At 42.1% G+C, this 16,641-nt stretch carries 15 protein-coding genes, 1 tRNA gene and 1 other RNA gene; 12 read left to right on the top strand and 5 right to left on the bottom strand.

Going from position 1 to position 16,641, the window contains the following annotated elements; all coding sequences use genetic code 11:
- Positions 1-2,052, top strand: coding sequence for a tetratricopeptide repeat protein (locus tag ES754_RS08800; protein ID WP_147223801.1), 2,052 nt, complete (start codon positions 1-3; stop codon positions 2,050-2,052).
- Between the two features lie 43 nt (positions 2,053-2,095).
- Here ES754_RS08800 and ES754_RS08805 read toward each other — a convergent pair whose 3' ends face one another.
- The 3 genes from ES754_RS08805 to ES754_RS08815 all read right to left on the bottom strand — a co-directional run bounded on the left by ES754_RS08805 (position 2,096) and on the right by ES754_RS08815 (position 6,086).
- Entirely contained in the window at positions 2,096-2,635 is a 540-nt protein-coding gene (locus tag ES754_RS08805) for a hypothetical protein (RefSeq protein WP_147223802.1), read from the bottom strand.
- Positions 2,636-2,992: 357 nt separating this feature from the next.
- A complete protein-coding gene (locus tag ES754_RS08810; RefSeq protein ID WP_147223803.1) occupies positions 2,993-3,397 on the bottom strand; it encodes a hypothetical protein in 405 nt (134 codons plus the stop codon).
- A 247-nt stretch (positions 3,398-3,644) separates the two neighbouring features.
- On the bottom strand, positions 3,645-6,086 hold the full coding sequence (locus ES754_RS08815; RefSeq protein WP_147223804.1) for a YgiQ family radical SAM protein: 2,442 nt from the start codon (positions 6,084-6,086) through the stop codon (positions 3,645-3,647).
- 309 nt (positions 6,087-6,395) lie between these two features.
- Between ES754_RS08815 and ES754_RS08820 the strand changes: the two genes are divergently transcribed.
- Positions 6,396-6,698: a hypothetical protein gene (locus ES754_RS08820; RefSeq protein WP_147223805.1), complete on the top strand. Its 303-nt coding sequence runs from the start codon at positions 6,396-6,398 to the stop codon at positions 6,696-6,698.
- A 49-nt stretch (positions 6,699-6,747) separates the two neighbouring features.
- On the opposite strand, the gene ES754_RS08825 is transcribed toward ES754_RS08820, so the two are convergent.
- The gene (locus tag ES754_RS08825) at positions 6,748-7,215 is read right to left on the bottom strand and encodes an Lrp/AsnC family transcriptional regulator (protein WP_147223806.1); all 468 of its coding nucleotides are present in this window, start codon (positions 7,213-7,215) and stop codon (positions 6,748-6,750) included.
- A 259-nt stretch (positions 7,216-7,474) separates the two neighbouring features.
- Between ES754_RS08825 and rarD the strand changes: the two genes are divergently transcribed.
- Positions 7,475-8,476 carry an EamA family transporter RarD gene (gene rarD / locus ES754_RS08830; RefSeq protein ID WP_147223807.1) on the top strand — a complete coding sequence of 334 codons (1,002 nt, stop codon included), beginning with the start codon at positions 7,475-7,477 and terminating at the stop codon, positions 8,474-8,476.
- A gap of 144 nt (positions 8,477-8,620) precedes the next feature.
- Here rarD and smpB read toward each other — a convergent pair whose 3' ends face one another.
- A complete protein-coding gene (gene smpB / locus ES754_RS08835) occupies positions 8,621-9,097 on the bottom strand; it encodes an SsrA-binding protein SmpB (protein WP_147223808.1) in 477 nt (158 codons plus the stop codon).
- 267 nt (positions 9,098-9,364) lie between these two features.
- On the opposite strand from smpB, the gene coaD reads away from it, so the two are divergent.
- From coaD to ES754_RS08880, 9 genes are all read left to right on the top strand, one after another.
- Entirely contained in the window at positions 9,365-9,877 is a 513-nt protein-coding gene (coaD, locus tag ES754_RS08840) for a pantetheine-phosphate adenylyltransferase (protein ID WP_147223904.1), read from the top strand.
- A gap of 114 nt (positions 9,878-9,991) precedes the next feature.
- On the top strand, positions 9,992-10,240 hold the full coding sequence (locus tag ES754_RS08845; RefSeq protein ID WP_147223809.1) for a YfhL family 4Fe-4S dicluster ferredoxin: 249 nt from the start codon (positions 9,992-9,994) through the stop codon (positions 10,238-10,240).
- Positions 10,241-10,243: 3 nt separating this feature from the next.
- On the top strand, positions 10,244-11,566 hold the full coding sequence (gene bioA, locus ES754_RS08850; protein WP_147223810.1) for an adenosylmethionine--8-amino-7-oxononanoate transaminase: 1,323 nt from the start codon (positions 10,244-10,246) through the stop codon (positions 11,564-11,566).
- 2 nt (positions 11,567-11,568) lie between these two features.
- On the top strand, positions 11,569-12,300 hold the full coding sequence (gene bioD / locus ES754_RS08855; RefSeq protein WP_147223811.1) for a dethiobiotin synthase: 732 nt from the start codon (positions 11,569-11,571) through the stop codon (positions 12,298-12,300).
- 43 nt (positions 12,301-12,343) lie between these two features.
- Positions 12,344-12,700, top strand: an RNA gene (gene rnpB, locus ES754_RS08860) — RNase P RNA component class A.
- Between the two features lie 152 nt (positions 12,701-12,852).
- A tRNA-Met gene (locus tag ES754_RS08865) sits at positions 12,853-12,929 on the top strand.
- A 317-nt stretch (positions 12,930-13,246) separates the two neighbouring features.
- Entirely contained in the window at positions 13,247-15,043 is a 1,797-nt protein-coding gene (gene lepA, locus ES754_RS08870) for a translation elongation factor 4 (RefSeq protein ID WP_147223812.1), read from the top strand.
- A gap of 80 nt (positions 15,044-15,123) precedes the next feature.
- Entirely contained in the window at positions 15,124-16,026 is a 903-nt protein-coding gene (gene lepB, locus ES754_RS08875; protein ID WP_147223813.1) for a signal peptidase I, read from the top strand.
- 173 nt (positions 16,027-16,199) lie between these two features.
- Positions 16,200-16,595 carry a DUF4845 domain-containing protein gene (locus ES754_RS08880; protein ID WP_147223814.1) on the top strand — a complete coding sequence of 132 codons (396 nt, stop codon included), beginning with the start codon at positions 16,200-16,202 and terminating at the stop codon, positions 16,593-16,595.
- The last annotated feature ends 46 nt before the right edge of the window (positions 16,596-16,641 follow it).

Genomic DNA, 16,641 nt, shown 5'->3' on the forward strand with positions numbered 1-16,641 from the left:
ATGAATATTGATTATTTGAAAGACTTGGATGACGATACTCGGAAAGAGATTGAAGCGTTGCAGAAGATTACGCGTGAGGAGAATGGGGATGAGATATTTGCTCAAAGGAATTATAATTTAGGAATTACATTGATGAGGTTAAATCATAATGATTTAGCTCTTAGTTATTTTGATAAGATAAAAATTATAGACGATAAGTTGATTCTTTCTAAATCTTTCCTGCACACAGGATTCATATATGAAACTATAGGTGAACTAGATAAAGCTATAAAATATTGGGGGATGATCAAAAAAGAGTATGGAGTTGTTATATATTCAGTAGCACAACTATATGTTGGTTACTACTACTCTATAAGTGATAAAGTTGAGCTGGCTATAAACGCGTGGAATACAATAAAAAAAGACTATAATCTCGATTTGTATAATCAAGCGCAATTTAATCTTGGTGTAGCTTATGGGAATAAAGGTGACCATAAGTCATCAAAAAATTTTTGGATTAATATTGAGCGTGGAGAAAGTATTGATCTATATATATCAGCCCAATTCAACCTTGGATATGATTATGATATAGAAGGTAACTATGAGAAAGCATTAGAGATATGGGATAGTATTCTTTCAGCTGATAGTCCAAAGTTTTATGCGAGAGCACAATACAATATCGGTAAGACATATGAAAACATCAAAGACTATGAAAGTGCAATGAAGGCCTTTGAGAATGTTAAGCTTACCGATGATCCGGAAATATATGCAGTCGCTCAATACCAAATTGGTTTATTCCTAATTCATAGCGATATATCGGAAAACTTTAATGAAGCCAAGCAAGTGTTTACTAATGCTCAGTCAGCATACCCATATGAAGTATACTGCTATGACAAAATATGTGAATTACTGTTGAAGCCGGAAACTAAAAATGTAGGAAAACAAGCCTTACTACTGTTAGAAGGTACCCTAAAGACTGTTAGTATTTTGAAACTAGACTTTGGGCAGGCATCTAACGAAATAAAGCCAGCTGAAAGAAAGCTCGCTCACTATACCAGTACATATATTACCAATTTGCTTCTAGAAACTGATAAAGATAATAGTCTACCAAGTTTTTTTCGCCTCAATACTATCAACAATGTTAATGACCCAAGTGAAGGAAGGTTGCTTGTAAACTATCTAAAAGATATCCAGGTAAAGTACTTTTATGCCCCAGATTTTGATAAAAACCTACACGCTTTTATTAGCTGTTTCACATTCAACCATGATAGCCTCAATCAGTTTCGCTTGTATGGTAAAGAAAGTGATAAAGAGGCCTCGGGTGTTAGTCTCGTATTTAAAAAAGAGTTTTTTCAATCAAATAACTCTATAGGAGGATTGTCTTTTCTGTCACTCGATAACAGTATTCAAAAGTCATATAAGGAATTTCCTGTTCAAAGCATTAATAAACAGTCTAATATAAATCAAAAACATGATAGTAAAATAATAGTTAAAAATCAACCAGTGATGAGATGCGTGTACATTGACCCTACCTCTAATTATATTCAACTTGCCCAGCGTAATCGATTAACATTTTTTCGAGAGTTCATTAATGAGGTTGTAGAAGTAGAAGGCGAAAAAACAAGTAAAGCTGAACACGAATGGAATCGGTATAAAAAATATATCGATGAAAAGACAGAAATTTTCAATGATGCATTTATAAGTCTTAAAGGTACTTATAAATTAATAATAGAAGAAAAGATAAAAATCAAAAAGGATAGTACAGAAGTTTTGGAAAATATAGCAGTATTGTTAGACGAGATTCTTCTACCTTTAAAATATCTAATCAAGCACTCTGCGTTTCAGGAAGAGCAAGAGTGTCGTATGGTATATGTGACCTCGCTTAATGCACCTGAAGTTAAAATGGAGCATAAAAGATTTCTATTCGTTGAGTATGAGGCAGGTGTAAAGCAAAACCTCAATAAAATATATATAGCTCCTGCCGCTACCGAATATCAACTTTATTTAGCTTGGTTACTTCGTAATAGTGATGCCAAAATCGAGCTATCAAACAATCCCTATCGTCAGACTTAGAGTTTCTTACCAGCGTATACGTAAAAACATACGCTATTAACCTCTACTCCTGCACCTCTCCATGCCCCTGCACATCACTTTTCTTACCATTTGGTTGAATGTTAATCGGCAATACCAACCCTTTAGCGAAGTCCTCAGCAAACACATAATCATAGCGACTGGTAGCAATGTCAGGAAGAGTATGGATAATCAAGGTCATGTTGTCGTCATCAGTCAGCTCATGCGACGTATAGCTATTCCCAAGCTGATCGAGTACTTTCGATAGCGCTTCATTACTTGCCATGCTCACGGTTAGATTGTGTTGGGCGGTGGCGTTATCGACTTTGAAGTAGTCCGCATAGTCGCGTACATTTTGGCTATCGAGCGCAAACGGATATTGATAGTCAGCACGGGCAGCTGCCTTTTCATCACTGGCGATGAGTGACCAGTCTATAACAGTGGCTGATTCTGTTGATGGTGCGGCAGTGGTTTGTTCGGCTCCGGCAGCAGTTTTGTCTGCCTTATCGCCGCCGCTATCGCAGCCAGTTAGTATCCACATACTAGCTGCGCTCATGATTAGCATACTGATTAGGCGCTTCGCCATCGATATCTCTCCCTTACGATTAATAATAGTGCCTAGTAAAATAGAACTAAAACCTTCATTAAGTCTGGTTCATTATGCTTAGCCACGTTCAGCGATATTTTGACAGTTTTTGCCTTACTTCACCAGCTAAACTGTAGCTTCTAAATTTTCGAATTTAACATCTAGTCTCTAAATATTAAAGTTAACTTTTTAAGGGACTAGCTTCAATGGAATTAGCAGACATAAAAAAACAGCCACCGCTTGATGACTGTTTTTATGACTACTTTTTTTATAATATAGTAGCTATCGTTACTGTTTAAGTGGCTTAATTTTTCTAATTATTATAGTTTCAATCAAGGCTACTATTACAGTTACGGATTAACGTTTTTCGCAGTTAACCTGATATTCAGTACCGTCTGTCCATTTCATGGCAAGGATACCTTTATCGCCTTTCATGTGCCATGCATAGGCAACTTCTGGATTAGAGTCATTGGCATAGCTTGCGGTGTCACCTTGTACGCCACCATTTAAAATCACTTGCTGCTGTGACCATCTGATTTTAGGTACAGTCGCCGTAACCATCGCTTGTTGTTTATTGATAGACTGTTTTGCCATGATTTGCGCATCGTCAGTACAAGTGTAACGCTCTGGCATCATGCGATCGTATGCAGCATCGGTCACGCTTTCTGAAGGACTGGTCGGTACAGTAGGTGCCGTCGTCGCACAAGCACTAAGTAGAGCAAGGGCTGGTAGGGCAGTAGCAAGTTTTAGCATGTGAGTCATAATAATCTCCAAAAGTATAGCCTATATATCATGTTATTAATGCGCTAAGCGCATGACGCACATGGTAACGAAAAAGGCAGCCTAATAATGTTAGAAATTGTTCCGTAGTGGTGCCGTAATTGTCAGCTTAGTTACTTAATGAATGACTAATGTAAGTATTTATCACTGCTAATCAACGGTCAATAAAAAGCGCACATCGGCTTGAGAGCTGATGTGCGCTTCTTTTTACAAGTTAATTTATTCTAGCTTACTTAGTTTTTCGTGGTGGCAGTCCAGTATGTTGAGTCTGGAAGTTGCCTTTGCTAACTTTTTTGCTATTTTTACTCGAAGTGTTTTTTGTAGAAGTAGACGCTGAGTTGTTATTTTGACGCTTTGCAGAGTCATTACCCACACGGCTGTTCTTTTTGCGTGCCGACTGATAGCTGTCCTGATTAGCATCGCGCCCCTCTAAACTGGCGTTAAATGGCGGAATGAGGCAGCCACGATTTTTGCCAATCAGATCGCCACGACCCATGGCTTTTAGGGCTTCACGTAAGAGTGCCCAGTTCTTTGGATCATGATAGCGCAAAAAGGCTTTGTGTAATTTACGCTGCTTACCAGATTTGACGATATCCATGTCGCCGCCCTCACGGCTGACCTTATGCAATGGGTCTTTATGCGTGTGATACATCGTCGTCGCGGTCGCCATTGGGCTGGGATAAAAGGCTTGCACTTGGTCAGCGCGGTAGCCATAACCTTTCAGCCACAGTGCCAGATTCATCATATCTTCATCTTTCGTGCCCGGATGGGCAGCGATAAAATAGGGGATAAGGTATTGCTCTTTGCCCGCTTCTTGGCTGAATTGTTCGAACATCGCTTTAAACTTATCGTATGAGCCCATGCCCGGCTTCATCATTTTTGATAAGACGTTTTCTTCTGAATGCTCAGGCGCGATTTTGAGATAGCCACCGACATGATGGGTGACCAATTCTTTAACGTATTCAGGGTCTTTGACGGCTAAGTCATACCTTAGACCAGAGGCGATAAGAATCTTTTTCACGCCTTTAATATCACGGGCTTTACGGTATAACTTGGTCAAATTGCTATGGTCGGTGATTAAGTTTTCACAGACATCAGGATATACACAAGACGGCTTGCGGCAATTCTTTTCAATAGTTTCGTCTTTACAGCTCAGACGATACATATTCGCGGTTGGCCCGCCAAGGTCGGAAATGACACCAGTGAAGCTTGGCGCGGTATCACGAATGGCTTCCACTTCACGCAGGATAGACTCTTCTGAGCGGTTTTGAATAATACGACCTTCGTGCTCGGTAATTGAGCAGAATGTACAACCACCAAAGCAGCCACGCATGATATTGACGGAGAATTTGATCATGTCATAAGCAGGAATGCGGTCATCGCCGTAGCTTGGATGCGGCAGACGCGCATAAGGCAAGTCAAACAAGTAATCCATCTCTTCCGTTGATAATGGAATCGGTGGCGGATTGAGCCACACATCAATCGAGGTAAAGGAGTTACCCGCACCGCTACTATGACGTTGAACTAAAGCGCGTGCGTTACCGGGGTTGGTTTCTAAATGCAGGATACGGCTGGCATGGGCATATAAGACTGGATCAGATTTGACATGCTCATAATCGGGCAGACGAATGACTGTCTTTTCACGTGGTGGTAGTTTTAATTTATGCTTAAGCGCAGTTTTTGGACTTTCCGCTTTAGCGTTAGAACCACGCAGTTGCACCACTTGGACATCGTCATCCACTTGTTCGCTGTTGACGACTTTATTGGCAACAGGTTCAGAGACGAAGCCCGGATACTGAGAAGACATGGAGTTTTGTAATGGCGATACCGTGGTTTTATCTTGTTCAATTGAGCAGCCATCAACGTCTTCGGTCATCACATACGGGTTAATAATCGGGTCAACACGGCCGACAGTATCGACATCGTTACTGGCTACTTCAACCATGCCTGCTTGCCAATGACGGCGGCTTGGGGTGAGTAAATAACACGTACCGCGCAAGCTGCTCATTTGCTCAAGGGTATAGCCTTTTGAGAGTCCATGCACCACATCGACGATGGCGCGTTCGGCATTACCATACAATAAAACGTCGGCACGGGCATCGAGCAAAATACTACGGCGCACTTTATCTGACCAATAATCATAATGGGCGATACGGCGCAGACTACCCTCGATACCGCCTAAAATAATCGGCACATCGGGATAGGCTTCACGGCAGCGTTGGCTATAAACAATAGCAGCGCGGTCAGGGCGTTTGTCGGCGACATTGCCCGGCGAGTACGCATCATCGCTACGAATTTTACGGTCGGCGGTATAGCGGTTAATCATGCTATCCATGTTGCCAGCGGTTACGCCATAGGCATAAACTGGCTTGCCGAGTTCCATAAACGCATCTTTACTTTTCCAATCGGGCTGAGCAATGATACCGACGCGAAAGCCTTGTGCCTCTAATAAGCGCCCAATGATTGCCATACCAAAGCTAGGATGGTCAACATAAGCGTCGCCCGATATGATAATTACATCACAGGCATCCCAACCCAGCGCGTCCATTTCCGCACGGCTCATCGGCAAATAGGGCGCAGGCTCATAGCAGCTGGCCCAATGTTTATCGTAATCGTAGAGCGGTTTTGTGCCTTGCTTGAAGGCGGTGCGGGCGATGGTATCGGCAGACATGGGACAACCTTTGGCTAAGAGTTTGGCTAAAAATGCAGCTATATGATAATAGGACTCTTAAAGGGCGGGATAGTAAATTACCCATCACTTTAAAAGGCGCTCATCTTAACATGAATAACCTTCACTATGCGATAAACGATTAGTGATAAGTGTTTGATAGTGCGAGGTAAACTACTGCACGATTATAATAGGGCTTATCTACTGAATGTGGGTTTATTTAAACGTATAACCATCAAATTAAATCGATATAATTAGATGTTTTAAACATAAACATTAGCGAATACTCTAAACATGATTGGAGTTAATAACATGCTTGCTATGCTGATTCTAGCATTCTTTATGCCGGTACTTGCACTCATTCATTTGATAGCGACGGTCTGTTTTTATAAAAAGGGCTACTATCGCAGTCAATCTTTTACTATCAAGCATCTGGCAGTAGCGCTTTTCTTTCCGATAGCGGGTATGGCTTTGATAACTTTTGAGTATTGGGACAATATGCCGCTTGCAAGTATCCATGTTGGCAGCTTTTTATCTATTCTCTTCGTTTATGCATTTTTAGCTATACTCTTCGCTATTCCTTACTTATTACATGTGATGGCTGCCGAAAAATAGAGCCATTATTGACGCGGTAAAACGGTCAGTCACTGTAAATTAATCGCTATTAATCCAAAAAAATCTTCGTACCACTCTTCGTAAAGTTCATCACAAACTGACTGCGAAAATTACGCACATTATTCTCATAAGTGAGCGTACTGCGAGTGAACTGATGATACTCAGTCATATTTTTAGCACTGACCATTATCATAAAATCAACGTCGCCCGACACTTCATAGCAGCTCATTACTTGCGGCTGCGCATTCATGAGACGCTCAAATCGATGCTGCATTGACGTATTAGAGCGTTCCATTTCTATCATCACCACAGCGGTAAGTCCGTAGCCAACTTTATCTGGATTAACGATTGCCACTTGCTTGGTAATCACGCCATTGTCTACTAGCGCTTGAATTCTGCGCTGGGCGGTAGCGATAGAGACATGCACGTGTTCTGCAACAGCTTTTAGCGGTAGCGTCGCATCGTCTTGTAGCAAATTCAAAATGGCTTTGTCAGTCTCATCTAAAATCTGGTTCATAAGTCATTATCCTTCTAAGCAGTGGCGCTAATAAAAGCTATCCTATAAATAATAAATCTAATTTTTTGATAAGATTTACTAGTAATTACCACTATAAACAATAAAGTGATAACCAGCTTATAAATAACTAGATTTTATGGTAAATAAAATCATTTATACATAAATATAGAGATTTTTTATCATCTTAGTTCTATAAGCTTAACGTTACCAAGAAGATTTGCATTTTCTTCAACCACTATCTAACTTTACGGGGCTTTAAATGTTGACTTCACCCTTATCCAATACGCTTGCATCTACCTTGTCACGGATACCTTTGCCAGCGATTTGGACTTCGGGTAGCGCACAGCAACGCACCTTAATGTTAGGAGTAGTGTTTGCCATATTGTCGAATGTATTGTTTGGCGTTCTTTATGCCTATAGTAGTTTTTTAGCCCCTTTATCAGGTACGCAAGTATTTATCTGGCGCATGCTTGCGATGTGGGTAGCGCTGTTCGGATATTTGTTAATCAGTGGTCAACTGGGCTTTCATATTGACAAGTTGCGCACGCTGGGTTCAGTCAAGCAATGGGCATGGTTGTTATTACCAACACCGATATTTCTCAGTCAGTTTTGGTTGTTTATGTGGGCACCCGTCAATGGTCAAGGCGTGCAAACGGCGATGGGTTATTTCTTATTCCCATTGATGATGGTGGTATTTGGTTGCGTTTTATTCGGTGAAAAGTTAAGCCGACTGCAATGGTTAGCCGTTGCCTTTGCCGCGTTAGGTGTGGGCAGTGAAATTGTGCGTACCCAAAGCGTATCGTGGGCAACTTTATGGGTATGCGGTACTTATCCCCTATATTATATTTTACGGCGCTTGCAAGGGATTGGCGCAGTAACTGGACTGCTCGTTGATTTAACTATTTTTGCGCCATTCGCATTGGCTTATCTATTCTTTTTAGCACCCAGTAGCTTAAGTTTAGTATCTGGGTCTGGATTCTTTATCGCTATGCTGGCAGGCTTAGGGGTTCTTAGCGTGCTGGCGATGAAAACCAACGTGGATGCCAGTCAAATGCTACCAGTTAACGTTTATGGAATGATGAGTTATTTAGAGCCGGCGCTATTGTTTATCTTGGCAGTGACTGTCCTTGGTAATCCGTTTGAATCGGCAATGATATACAGCTATGGTTTAATTTGGATCGGCATTGTCTTTTTAATAGCTCATGGCGTTCGCCAATTACGCCGCGCTCGTAGCGAAACGCGAGTTATGATAAATGACTAAATTGCTTAACCACTAAATATCTTTATCTGAACAAAGATATTTTGCTAAATTTACAATAAAAAAGGACGGCTCAGTAATCATTGAGTCGTCCTTTTTATTTCATATTAGAACTTTCATATTAGAACTAAGGTTTTACTAATCTATTTAATCTAAATGCTGTTTAAAGCCACGCTGCTTATCACGTTCCCAATCACGATCTTTCAAGGTTTTGCGTTTATCATGTTGCTTTTTACCAAGTGCTAAGCCAATTTGGCATTTTACCAGTGAGTTTTTCCAGTAGCAAGATAACGGTACACAGGAATAGCCCTTTTGATTGACCGAGCCAAATAACTTTTCAATTTCGCGGCGATTAAGTAATAGCTTGCGAGTACGAATACTATCAGGGTCAACATGCGTTGAGCTACTGAGTAGTGGCTGAATATGCGAGCCAAAAAGAAAAGCTTCTCCATTACGGAAGATGACATAAGCTTCAGTAATCGTCATTTTACCGGAACGAATGGCTTTGACTTCCCAACCTTGTAGCACTAATCCGGCCTCAAACGTTTCTTCAATAAAGTATTCGTGTCGCGCCTTTTTATTGGCACAAATCTGGTTGGAAGGCTTTTTTGATTTTTTTGACATAGTTTCCCCTTAAGGACTCCCAAGGACAACCGCTAATATTATCAGCGTGTCCTCGTCTATAATTCCTCATCCTAACTATCTAGATTTTATTGCACTAGCTAGATTTTATGGCGCTAGGTTTTATTCTGGATGAGTCGAACCGACTATTGTAACAAAGCAAGCCGTGCAAATGTAGGTAGGCTGTGATAACAAATGTAGCAGATGAGTATTAAATTTAGGTAAAATTTGCTAGCATAGACGCTATTATTGTCTACCAGATTGCCTGCTATGAGCCTTGCCGCCAATTCTTCAAAATTACATACCAAGATTTTATACCCGGGCACCTTTGACCCTATTACTAATGGTCATGTGGATTTAGTCACGCGTGCGACCAAATTGTTTGATGAAGTGGTGATTGCGGTGGCATCGGGTCATCATAAAAAGCCGTTGTTCAATTTTGAAGAACGTGTCGATATGGTTGAGACTGTTTTTGCTGACTTACCGCAAGTGTCGGTGGTGGGTTTTGAAGGTTTGCTAGTGGATTTTATGCGTGAAAAAAATGCCACTGCTGTATTGCGTGGTCTACGTGCCATGTCAGATTTTGAATATGAGTTTCAGCTGGCCAATATGAACCGCGAGCTTGATGAAAATTTTGAAGCCGTGTTTTTAACCCCATCACAGAGTTATTCGTTTATCTCATCGACGATGATTCGCGAAATTGCCAAACTGGGTGGCGATGTGACTAAGTTTGTTCCTAAGTGTGTTGCCGAAGCCTTTACGCAAAAGCTAGATATTAAATAGCCTGCATATTAATTCACTTAAATAGCAAATAATAATGACTAATAGCAACTGCTATGTACTCAATTTTTGCAGCTGAGAAAAATCAGCTGCACATAGAATAATAAGGAGCCGTTCATGGCGCTATTAATCACGGATGAATGTATTAATTGTGATGTGTGCGAGCCTGCTTGCCCAAACGATGCCATCTCAGAAGGCGATGATATTTATGTTATCGACCCTGACCTCTGTACCGAATGTATCGGGCATTTTGATGAGCCCCAATGTGTAGTGATTTGTCCGGTTGACTGTATTCCTCATGACCCTAATCATGTCGAAACCGAAAGCGATTTGATGTCGAAATACAAACGCATTACTGGTCAATAATAAATGACAACATCATCAGCAAATGTCGTTCATAGCGATTTTGACCAGCAACATCTCTGGCATCCTTATGCTAGCCTGCCGCCCAGTTATCCCAATATAGTGATTGACCATGCCGATGGTATTTATATTGTCACTCAAGATGGCACGCGCCTTATTGACGGTATGTCATCATGGTGGGCAAGCGTGCATGGCTATAATCATCCAAAACTGAATGCTGCTGTTATTGAACAACTGGGCAAAATGGCGCATGTGATGTTTGGCGGATTGACTCATCAGCCAGCAATAGACTTGGGCAAAAAATTACTGTCAATCGTGCCTGTCGGACTTGATGCGATCTTTTATGCTGATAGCGGCAGTATCGCCGTAGAAGTGGCGCTAAAAATGGCGTTGCAGTATCAAATTGCCGCTAAGTGTCCAACTAAGCAGCAATTTGCCTCCACGCATTCCGGCTACTATGGCGATACGTGGCATGCGATGAGTATTTGCGACCCAGTGGCAGGTATGCATAGTCTCTATGGCGATCAGTTGCCCATGCAGCATTTTGTACCTGCGCCACCAATGGGGTTTGAGCGTGAGCTAACTCAAAGTGAACGCGATGCCTTAACAAAATTCTTCGTTGCTAATACCGATAAGCTTGCCGGCTTTATCGTCGAGCCAATTATTCAAGGCGCAGGCGGCATGCGCTTTTATAGTCCGCAGTATTTGCAACTATTGCGTCAATTATGTGATGAACATAACGTAGTATTAATTGCTGATGAAATCGCAACGGGCTTTGGGCGTAGTGGCAAGTTATTTGCTTGCGAGCATGCCAATATTTCCCCTGATATTATGACTATTGGTAAAGCGCTTACTGGCGGCTATATGACCTTCGCGGCGACATTATGTACGCGCTCCATTGCTGATACTATTAGCCAAAGTGACTATCCGGCATTAATGCATGGCCCTACTTTTATGGGCAATCCATTAGCGTGTGCGGTCGCTTGTGCCTCGATTGACTTGATACTGTCCTATGATATTGAAGCGTGTACTGCAAATATGCAAACCATAATGGAACAGCAGCTTGCACCTGCAGCGTTATTAGAGGGCGTTGCCGAGGTACGTTGTTTGGGTGCAGTCGCGGTCATTGAGCTAGATGATGCCGTTGATATGCCCACCTTTCAGACTCTGCTGATTGAAAATGGTATTTGGGTGCGACCTTTTGGTAAGTTGGTGTATATCATGCCGCCATATGTCATTACCGATGACGAATTAATTACCCTTTGCCAAGCCTTGTTAAAAGTGGTTAGCATTTATTTGACGCAAATTTCTTCAACGGTGAAAGGTTAGCTATGAGTGTGCTCTTTATCTCAGGTATTGATACTGATATTGGCAAAACCTATGCCACTGGTATGCTTGCCAAAGAGCTAATGAAGCAAAGCATTAATGTCATTACGCAAAAGCTCGTGCAAACTGGGGTGGCAATAAATCCAGATAACGGTGAAATGAATATTGCCGATGATATTATTATCCACCGTCAGTTGATGGGAATAGCGCTGCAACCGTATGACCTCGATTTTACGACTTGTCCGTATCGTTATCAGAAACCCGCGTCACCGCATCTATCCGCGCAGCTTGCAGGGCACACTCTTGACCCTGAAGTGATTACCAATGCTACGCAAAGTTTGCAAGTAGACTATGAAGTGGTGTTATTAGAAGGAGCAGGCGGGTTACTGGTGCCGATAACTGAGGCTTTATTAACCTTAGATTATATTGCCACCCAAGGTTATCCCGTTATTTTAGTCACCTCCGGTCGTTTGGGTAGTATCAATCATACTTTACTTAGTTTGGAAGCAATAACTTCTCGTGGTTTAGACGTTCATAGTGTTATTTATAATCATATTCACGACAGCGCTGCTCAGACAGATGAACAAATAGCCACTAGTACGATTGATTTTTTGCAAAATTATTTAGCACAAAATTATCCAGATACGCATTGGCTGCAATTGCCTATGCAAGATGATTTGTATGAAACTGTGTTTGATTTGCCAACCACTTTTATAAAGTCACTAAAAATAAGATAAAAAACTTTCCGAAGTCATGATTAATTTTGCTATACTATCGCGCTTGGTAGACTAGGCAATCGCCGCTGCACACTGGCAACAGATGCGCAGGGGAGGAAAGTCCGGGCTACATAGGGCAGCGTGCCAGCTAACGGCTGGGCAGGGTAACTTGACGACCAGTGCAGCAGAGAGTAGACCGCCCCGCGCAAGCGAGGTAAGGGTGAAAGGGTGCGGTAAGAGCGCACCGCGTGGCTGGCAACAGTTCACGGCATGGTAAACTCCACGCGTAGCAAGACCAAATAGGCATCGGCATGGCGCGGCCCGCGTTCGATGCGGGTAGGTTGCTTGAGCGCATTAGCGATGATGCGCCTAGAGGAATGATTGTCCACGACAGAACCCGGCTTATCGGTTTACCAACATTTTTTAGTACTTTGTTTTTAAAAGTACATTGTAGTACAGGCTTGGTGTTTTAAGATTGCATCTATTTTGAATTTAATTCAATGTTTTTTGCAAAAAATGTTGCGTAGGGGTTGACGCAAGTCATCTGTATCGGCATAATACCGAGCCTTAAATGGCGATGTAGCTCAGCTGGTTAGAGCGCATGACTCATAATCGTGAGGTCAAGAGTTCAAGTCTCTTCATCGCCACCATATTTTAAAAAAACCAATCCTTTGTGATTGGTTTTTTTTTGCCTGTTATATTGTCGTTTGAGCACGTTTCGGTTTTTAACTTATCGATTGGGTTTTGATGCAAAAGCCAGTTGCAAAAGACGCTGACGAAATCGCCTTACTTTATAGCTGAAAACTGCTAGAATACCTGCACATGCCTGCGCGCGTTGCTGAGCGTCATCCACGCTTCTTGTGTCAATTTGCTGATAGGCAACGCTAATTATTGTTTTGAAAGTTATATTATTAAAAGACTGTTTTAAAACCTCATTATCCCATTCCTCTTATTTAGTAGGCGCTTTGTGACTGCATTAGCCAATATTCGTAACTTTTCTATTATTGCCCACATTGATCATGGCAAGTCGACGCTTGCTGATCGTTTTATTCAGATGTGCGGCGCGCTGCAAGATCGTGAGATGCAAGCGCAAGTCCTTGACTCGATGGATATTGAGCGTGAGCGCGGTATCACGATTAAAGCACAGTCGGTGACGCTATATTATGACCATCCAAATGGCGAGCGTTATCAGCTTAATTTTATTGATACCCCCGGTCACGTGGATTTTTCTTATGAAGTGTCGCGCTCATTAGCTGCTTGCGAAGGCGCGCTATTGGTCGTTGATGCGGCGCAAGGCGTTGAAGCGCAGTCGGTTGCTAACTGTTATACCGCTGTAGACCAAGGCTTAGAGGTCATGGCAGTTTTGAATAAAATTGACTTACCACAAGTTGAGCCTGAGCGCGTTATTCAAGAGATTGAAGATATTATTGGTATTGATGCCGTTGATGCGCCACGTGTGTCGGCAAAATCTGGTTTGGGCGTTGATAAGTTACTTGAGGCATTGGTTGAATTTATCCCTGCGCCAACAGGTGATAGGGATGCACCGCTGCAAGCGTTAATTATCGACTCATGGTTTGATAATTACTTAGGCGTGGTGTCGCTCGTACGTGTCCGCCAAGGTACAATAAAAAAAGGCGATAAACTTTATATTAAGTCTACTAAAGATGCGCATTTAGTCGGATCAATTGGGGTCTTTACGCCCAAGCCTTTAGAAACTGGCATGTTACAAGCTGGCGAGGTGGGTTATATCATTGCGGGCATTAAGGATATTGCAGGTGCGCCGGTTGGTGACACGATTACGCACGCCAGTACGCCTGATGTCGAACGCATACCCGGATTTAAACAGATTACCCCGCAAGTTTATGCCGGTATGTTCCCTGTCGAATCTACGGACTTTGAGAAGTTCCGTGAAGCGCTACAAAAATTACAAATTAATGATGCCTCGTTATTCTTTGAGCCTGACACTTCAGATGCGCTTGGTTTTGGTTTCCGCTGCGGATTCTTGGGTATGCTGCACATGGAGATTATCCAAGAGCGCCTAGAACGCGAATATGACTTAGATTTAATTACTACTGCCCCGTCGGTTATTTATGAGATTGTAAAAAAAGACGGCAGTATCATCTACGTTGATAACCCCTCAAGATTGCCGGAACCTAATAATATTGAAGAATTCCGTGAGCCAATTGCGCGCTGTCAGATTTTAGTGCCGCAAGAGCACCTAGGTAATGTCATGACCCTATGTATCGAACGCCGCGGTGTGCAAGTCGATATGCGTTTTATGGGTCGTCAAGTGCAGCTTATATTTGATATTCCGATGGGCGAGGTGGTCATGGACTTCTTTGATCGTCTAAAGTCAGTCTCACGCGGTTTCGCCTCCCTTGATTATAATTTTGAGCGTTATCAAGTGGATAAATTGGTTAAAGTTGATGTGCTCATTAATGGTGAAAAGGTTGATGCTCTAGCCATGATTGTGCACGAAGATCAATCTCGTTACCGTGGTCTCGCACTGGTTAGTAAGATGAAAGAACTGATTCCACGTCAGATGTTCGATGTGGCAATTCAGGCAGCAATTGGTAGCCAAATTATCGGCCGTAGTACGGTCAAAGCCATGCGTAAAGACGTCTTAGCCAAGTGTTATGGTGGCGATATTTCTCGTAAGAAAAAGCTATTGTCTAAGCAAAAAGCAGGTAAGAAACGCATGAAGCAAGTGGGTAATGTGGAGATTCCACAAGAAGCCTTCTTAGCGGTATTGCAGGTAGATTAAGTCATTAATGAATAAGTGACTATTGCTTGTTTTATAAATGATGACAGTCAGATAAGCCGTTCGCTAATAGGCCATTGAGTATGGATTTCGATTTTAATTTAGTATTGGTACCATTAACTTTAGGCCTAGGTATTATTTGGCTTTTAGATAAGTTTTCCTTAAAACAGCGCAAAACGCGTGGCCGTGGTAAAGAGAGCCTATTGATACGCTGGGCGTACGACTTTTTCCCAGTGTTAGCCGTGGTGCTTATTGTGCGCTCATTTTTAATTGAGCCCTTTAATATTCCGTCATCCTCTATGGTACCGACTTTATATACAGGCGACTTTATTGCCGTTAATAAGTACGCGTATGGTGTGCGCTTGCCACTGACTTATAATAAAGTTTTAGACACTGGTAAGCCTGAGCACGGCGATGTGATGGTGTTCCGCTATCCTGAGAATCCTAGCATTTATTATATTAAACGTGTGATTGGCTTGCCTGGTGATACTGTCAGCTACGACCAAGGTCAGATAGCGATTAATAACGTGCCAGTAGAGACTAAAGCTATAAATTTTGATGCCAATGCTGAGCTGACGTCTCAATTGTACGGGGCAGGACCAGTGGCACCAGGCCAAGTGTTTACTGAGCAAGAAGCCATACAAATGGGACAAGAGGAAGAAGACCATTCGCAGTATTTTCAAGAAAATCAAGGCAAACATGACCATCTCGTTCGTTATTTGAACGGTATGAACAGCTCGCAATATGCGCCGTTTTTGCAGCAAGAGTCGCCAGAAGTAGTCAGCTCAGCAGGGACACAGTGGCGTATTACGGTTCCTGAAGGTCAGTATTTTGTGATGGGTGATAACCGGGATCGCAGCGCTGATGGCAGGTTTTGGGGCTTTGTACCTGATGATAATTTAGCCGGTAAAGCCGTCTATATTTGGATGCATAAGCCGCCAGGTCTCAAGCTGCCGTCCTTTGCACGTAACGGTTCTATTGATTAGTAAGCATTCTATGGTCTAGTGCTCTATGGCTTAGACAGCATGCTAATATCGGTGGTAAAGTGGTAGTTAAGATGAGTTAAAGCGCTAACATATCTTATGAAAATTGAGTTATAACATAATACTAATAACTGTCCTATAATAGCGATTATTACATTGAATGACTAGGAGACGTTATGGCTCATCAATTAACAGGCCTGACCTCGCAGCGCGGTGCTAGTGTGACCAGCATCGTCTTACTGCTAATTGTTATCGTCGTTGCAGGTAAGCTACTAATCGCAATTGTGCCAGCACAAATTGGCGACTACCAATTGACTAAAGCATTAGGTAATCAGCTTCAAGAAGCCAATAGCAGCAATGAGACAGCAAAGCAATTCGTTGAGCGAGTTAACAAGCAGATGTCAATCAATGCCAATTATGACACCAGCGCCGAAGACGTCTTTACATTTACCAATAACAAAACAGGGCAGCTGGCTATCTATAAGAAATACGAGAAAACCAGTAATTTTTTTAGTAATGTCGATATTGTCAGTCGTTTTGAAGGAGATATAAAAGCGACTACAGCAAAATAAATAGCTAAAGTAGTCAACCTCTATTGAAAGGTGGTAATATTTTTGA

The sequence above is a fragment of the Psychrobacter frigidicola genome (assembly GCF_007997305.1).
GTDB lineage: Bacteria > Pseudomonadota > Gammaproteobacteria > Pseudomonadales > Moraxellaceae > Psychrobacter > Psychrobacter frigidicola.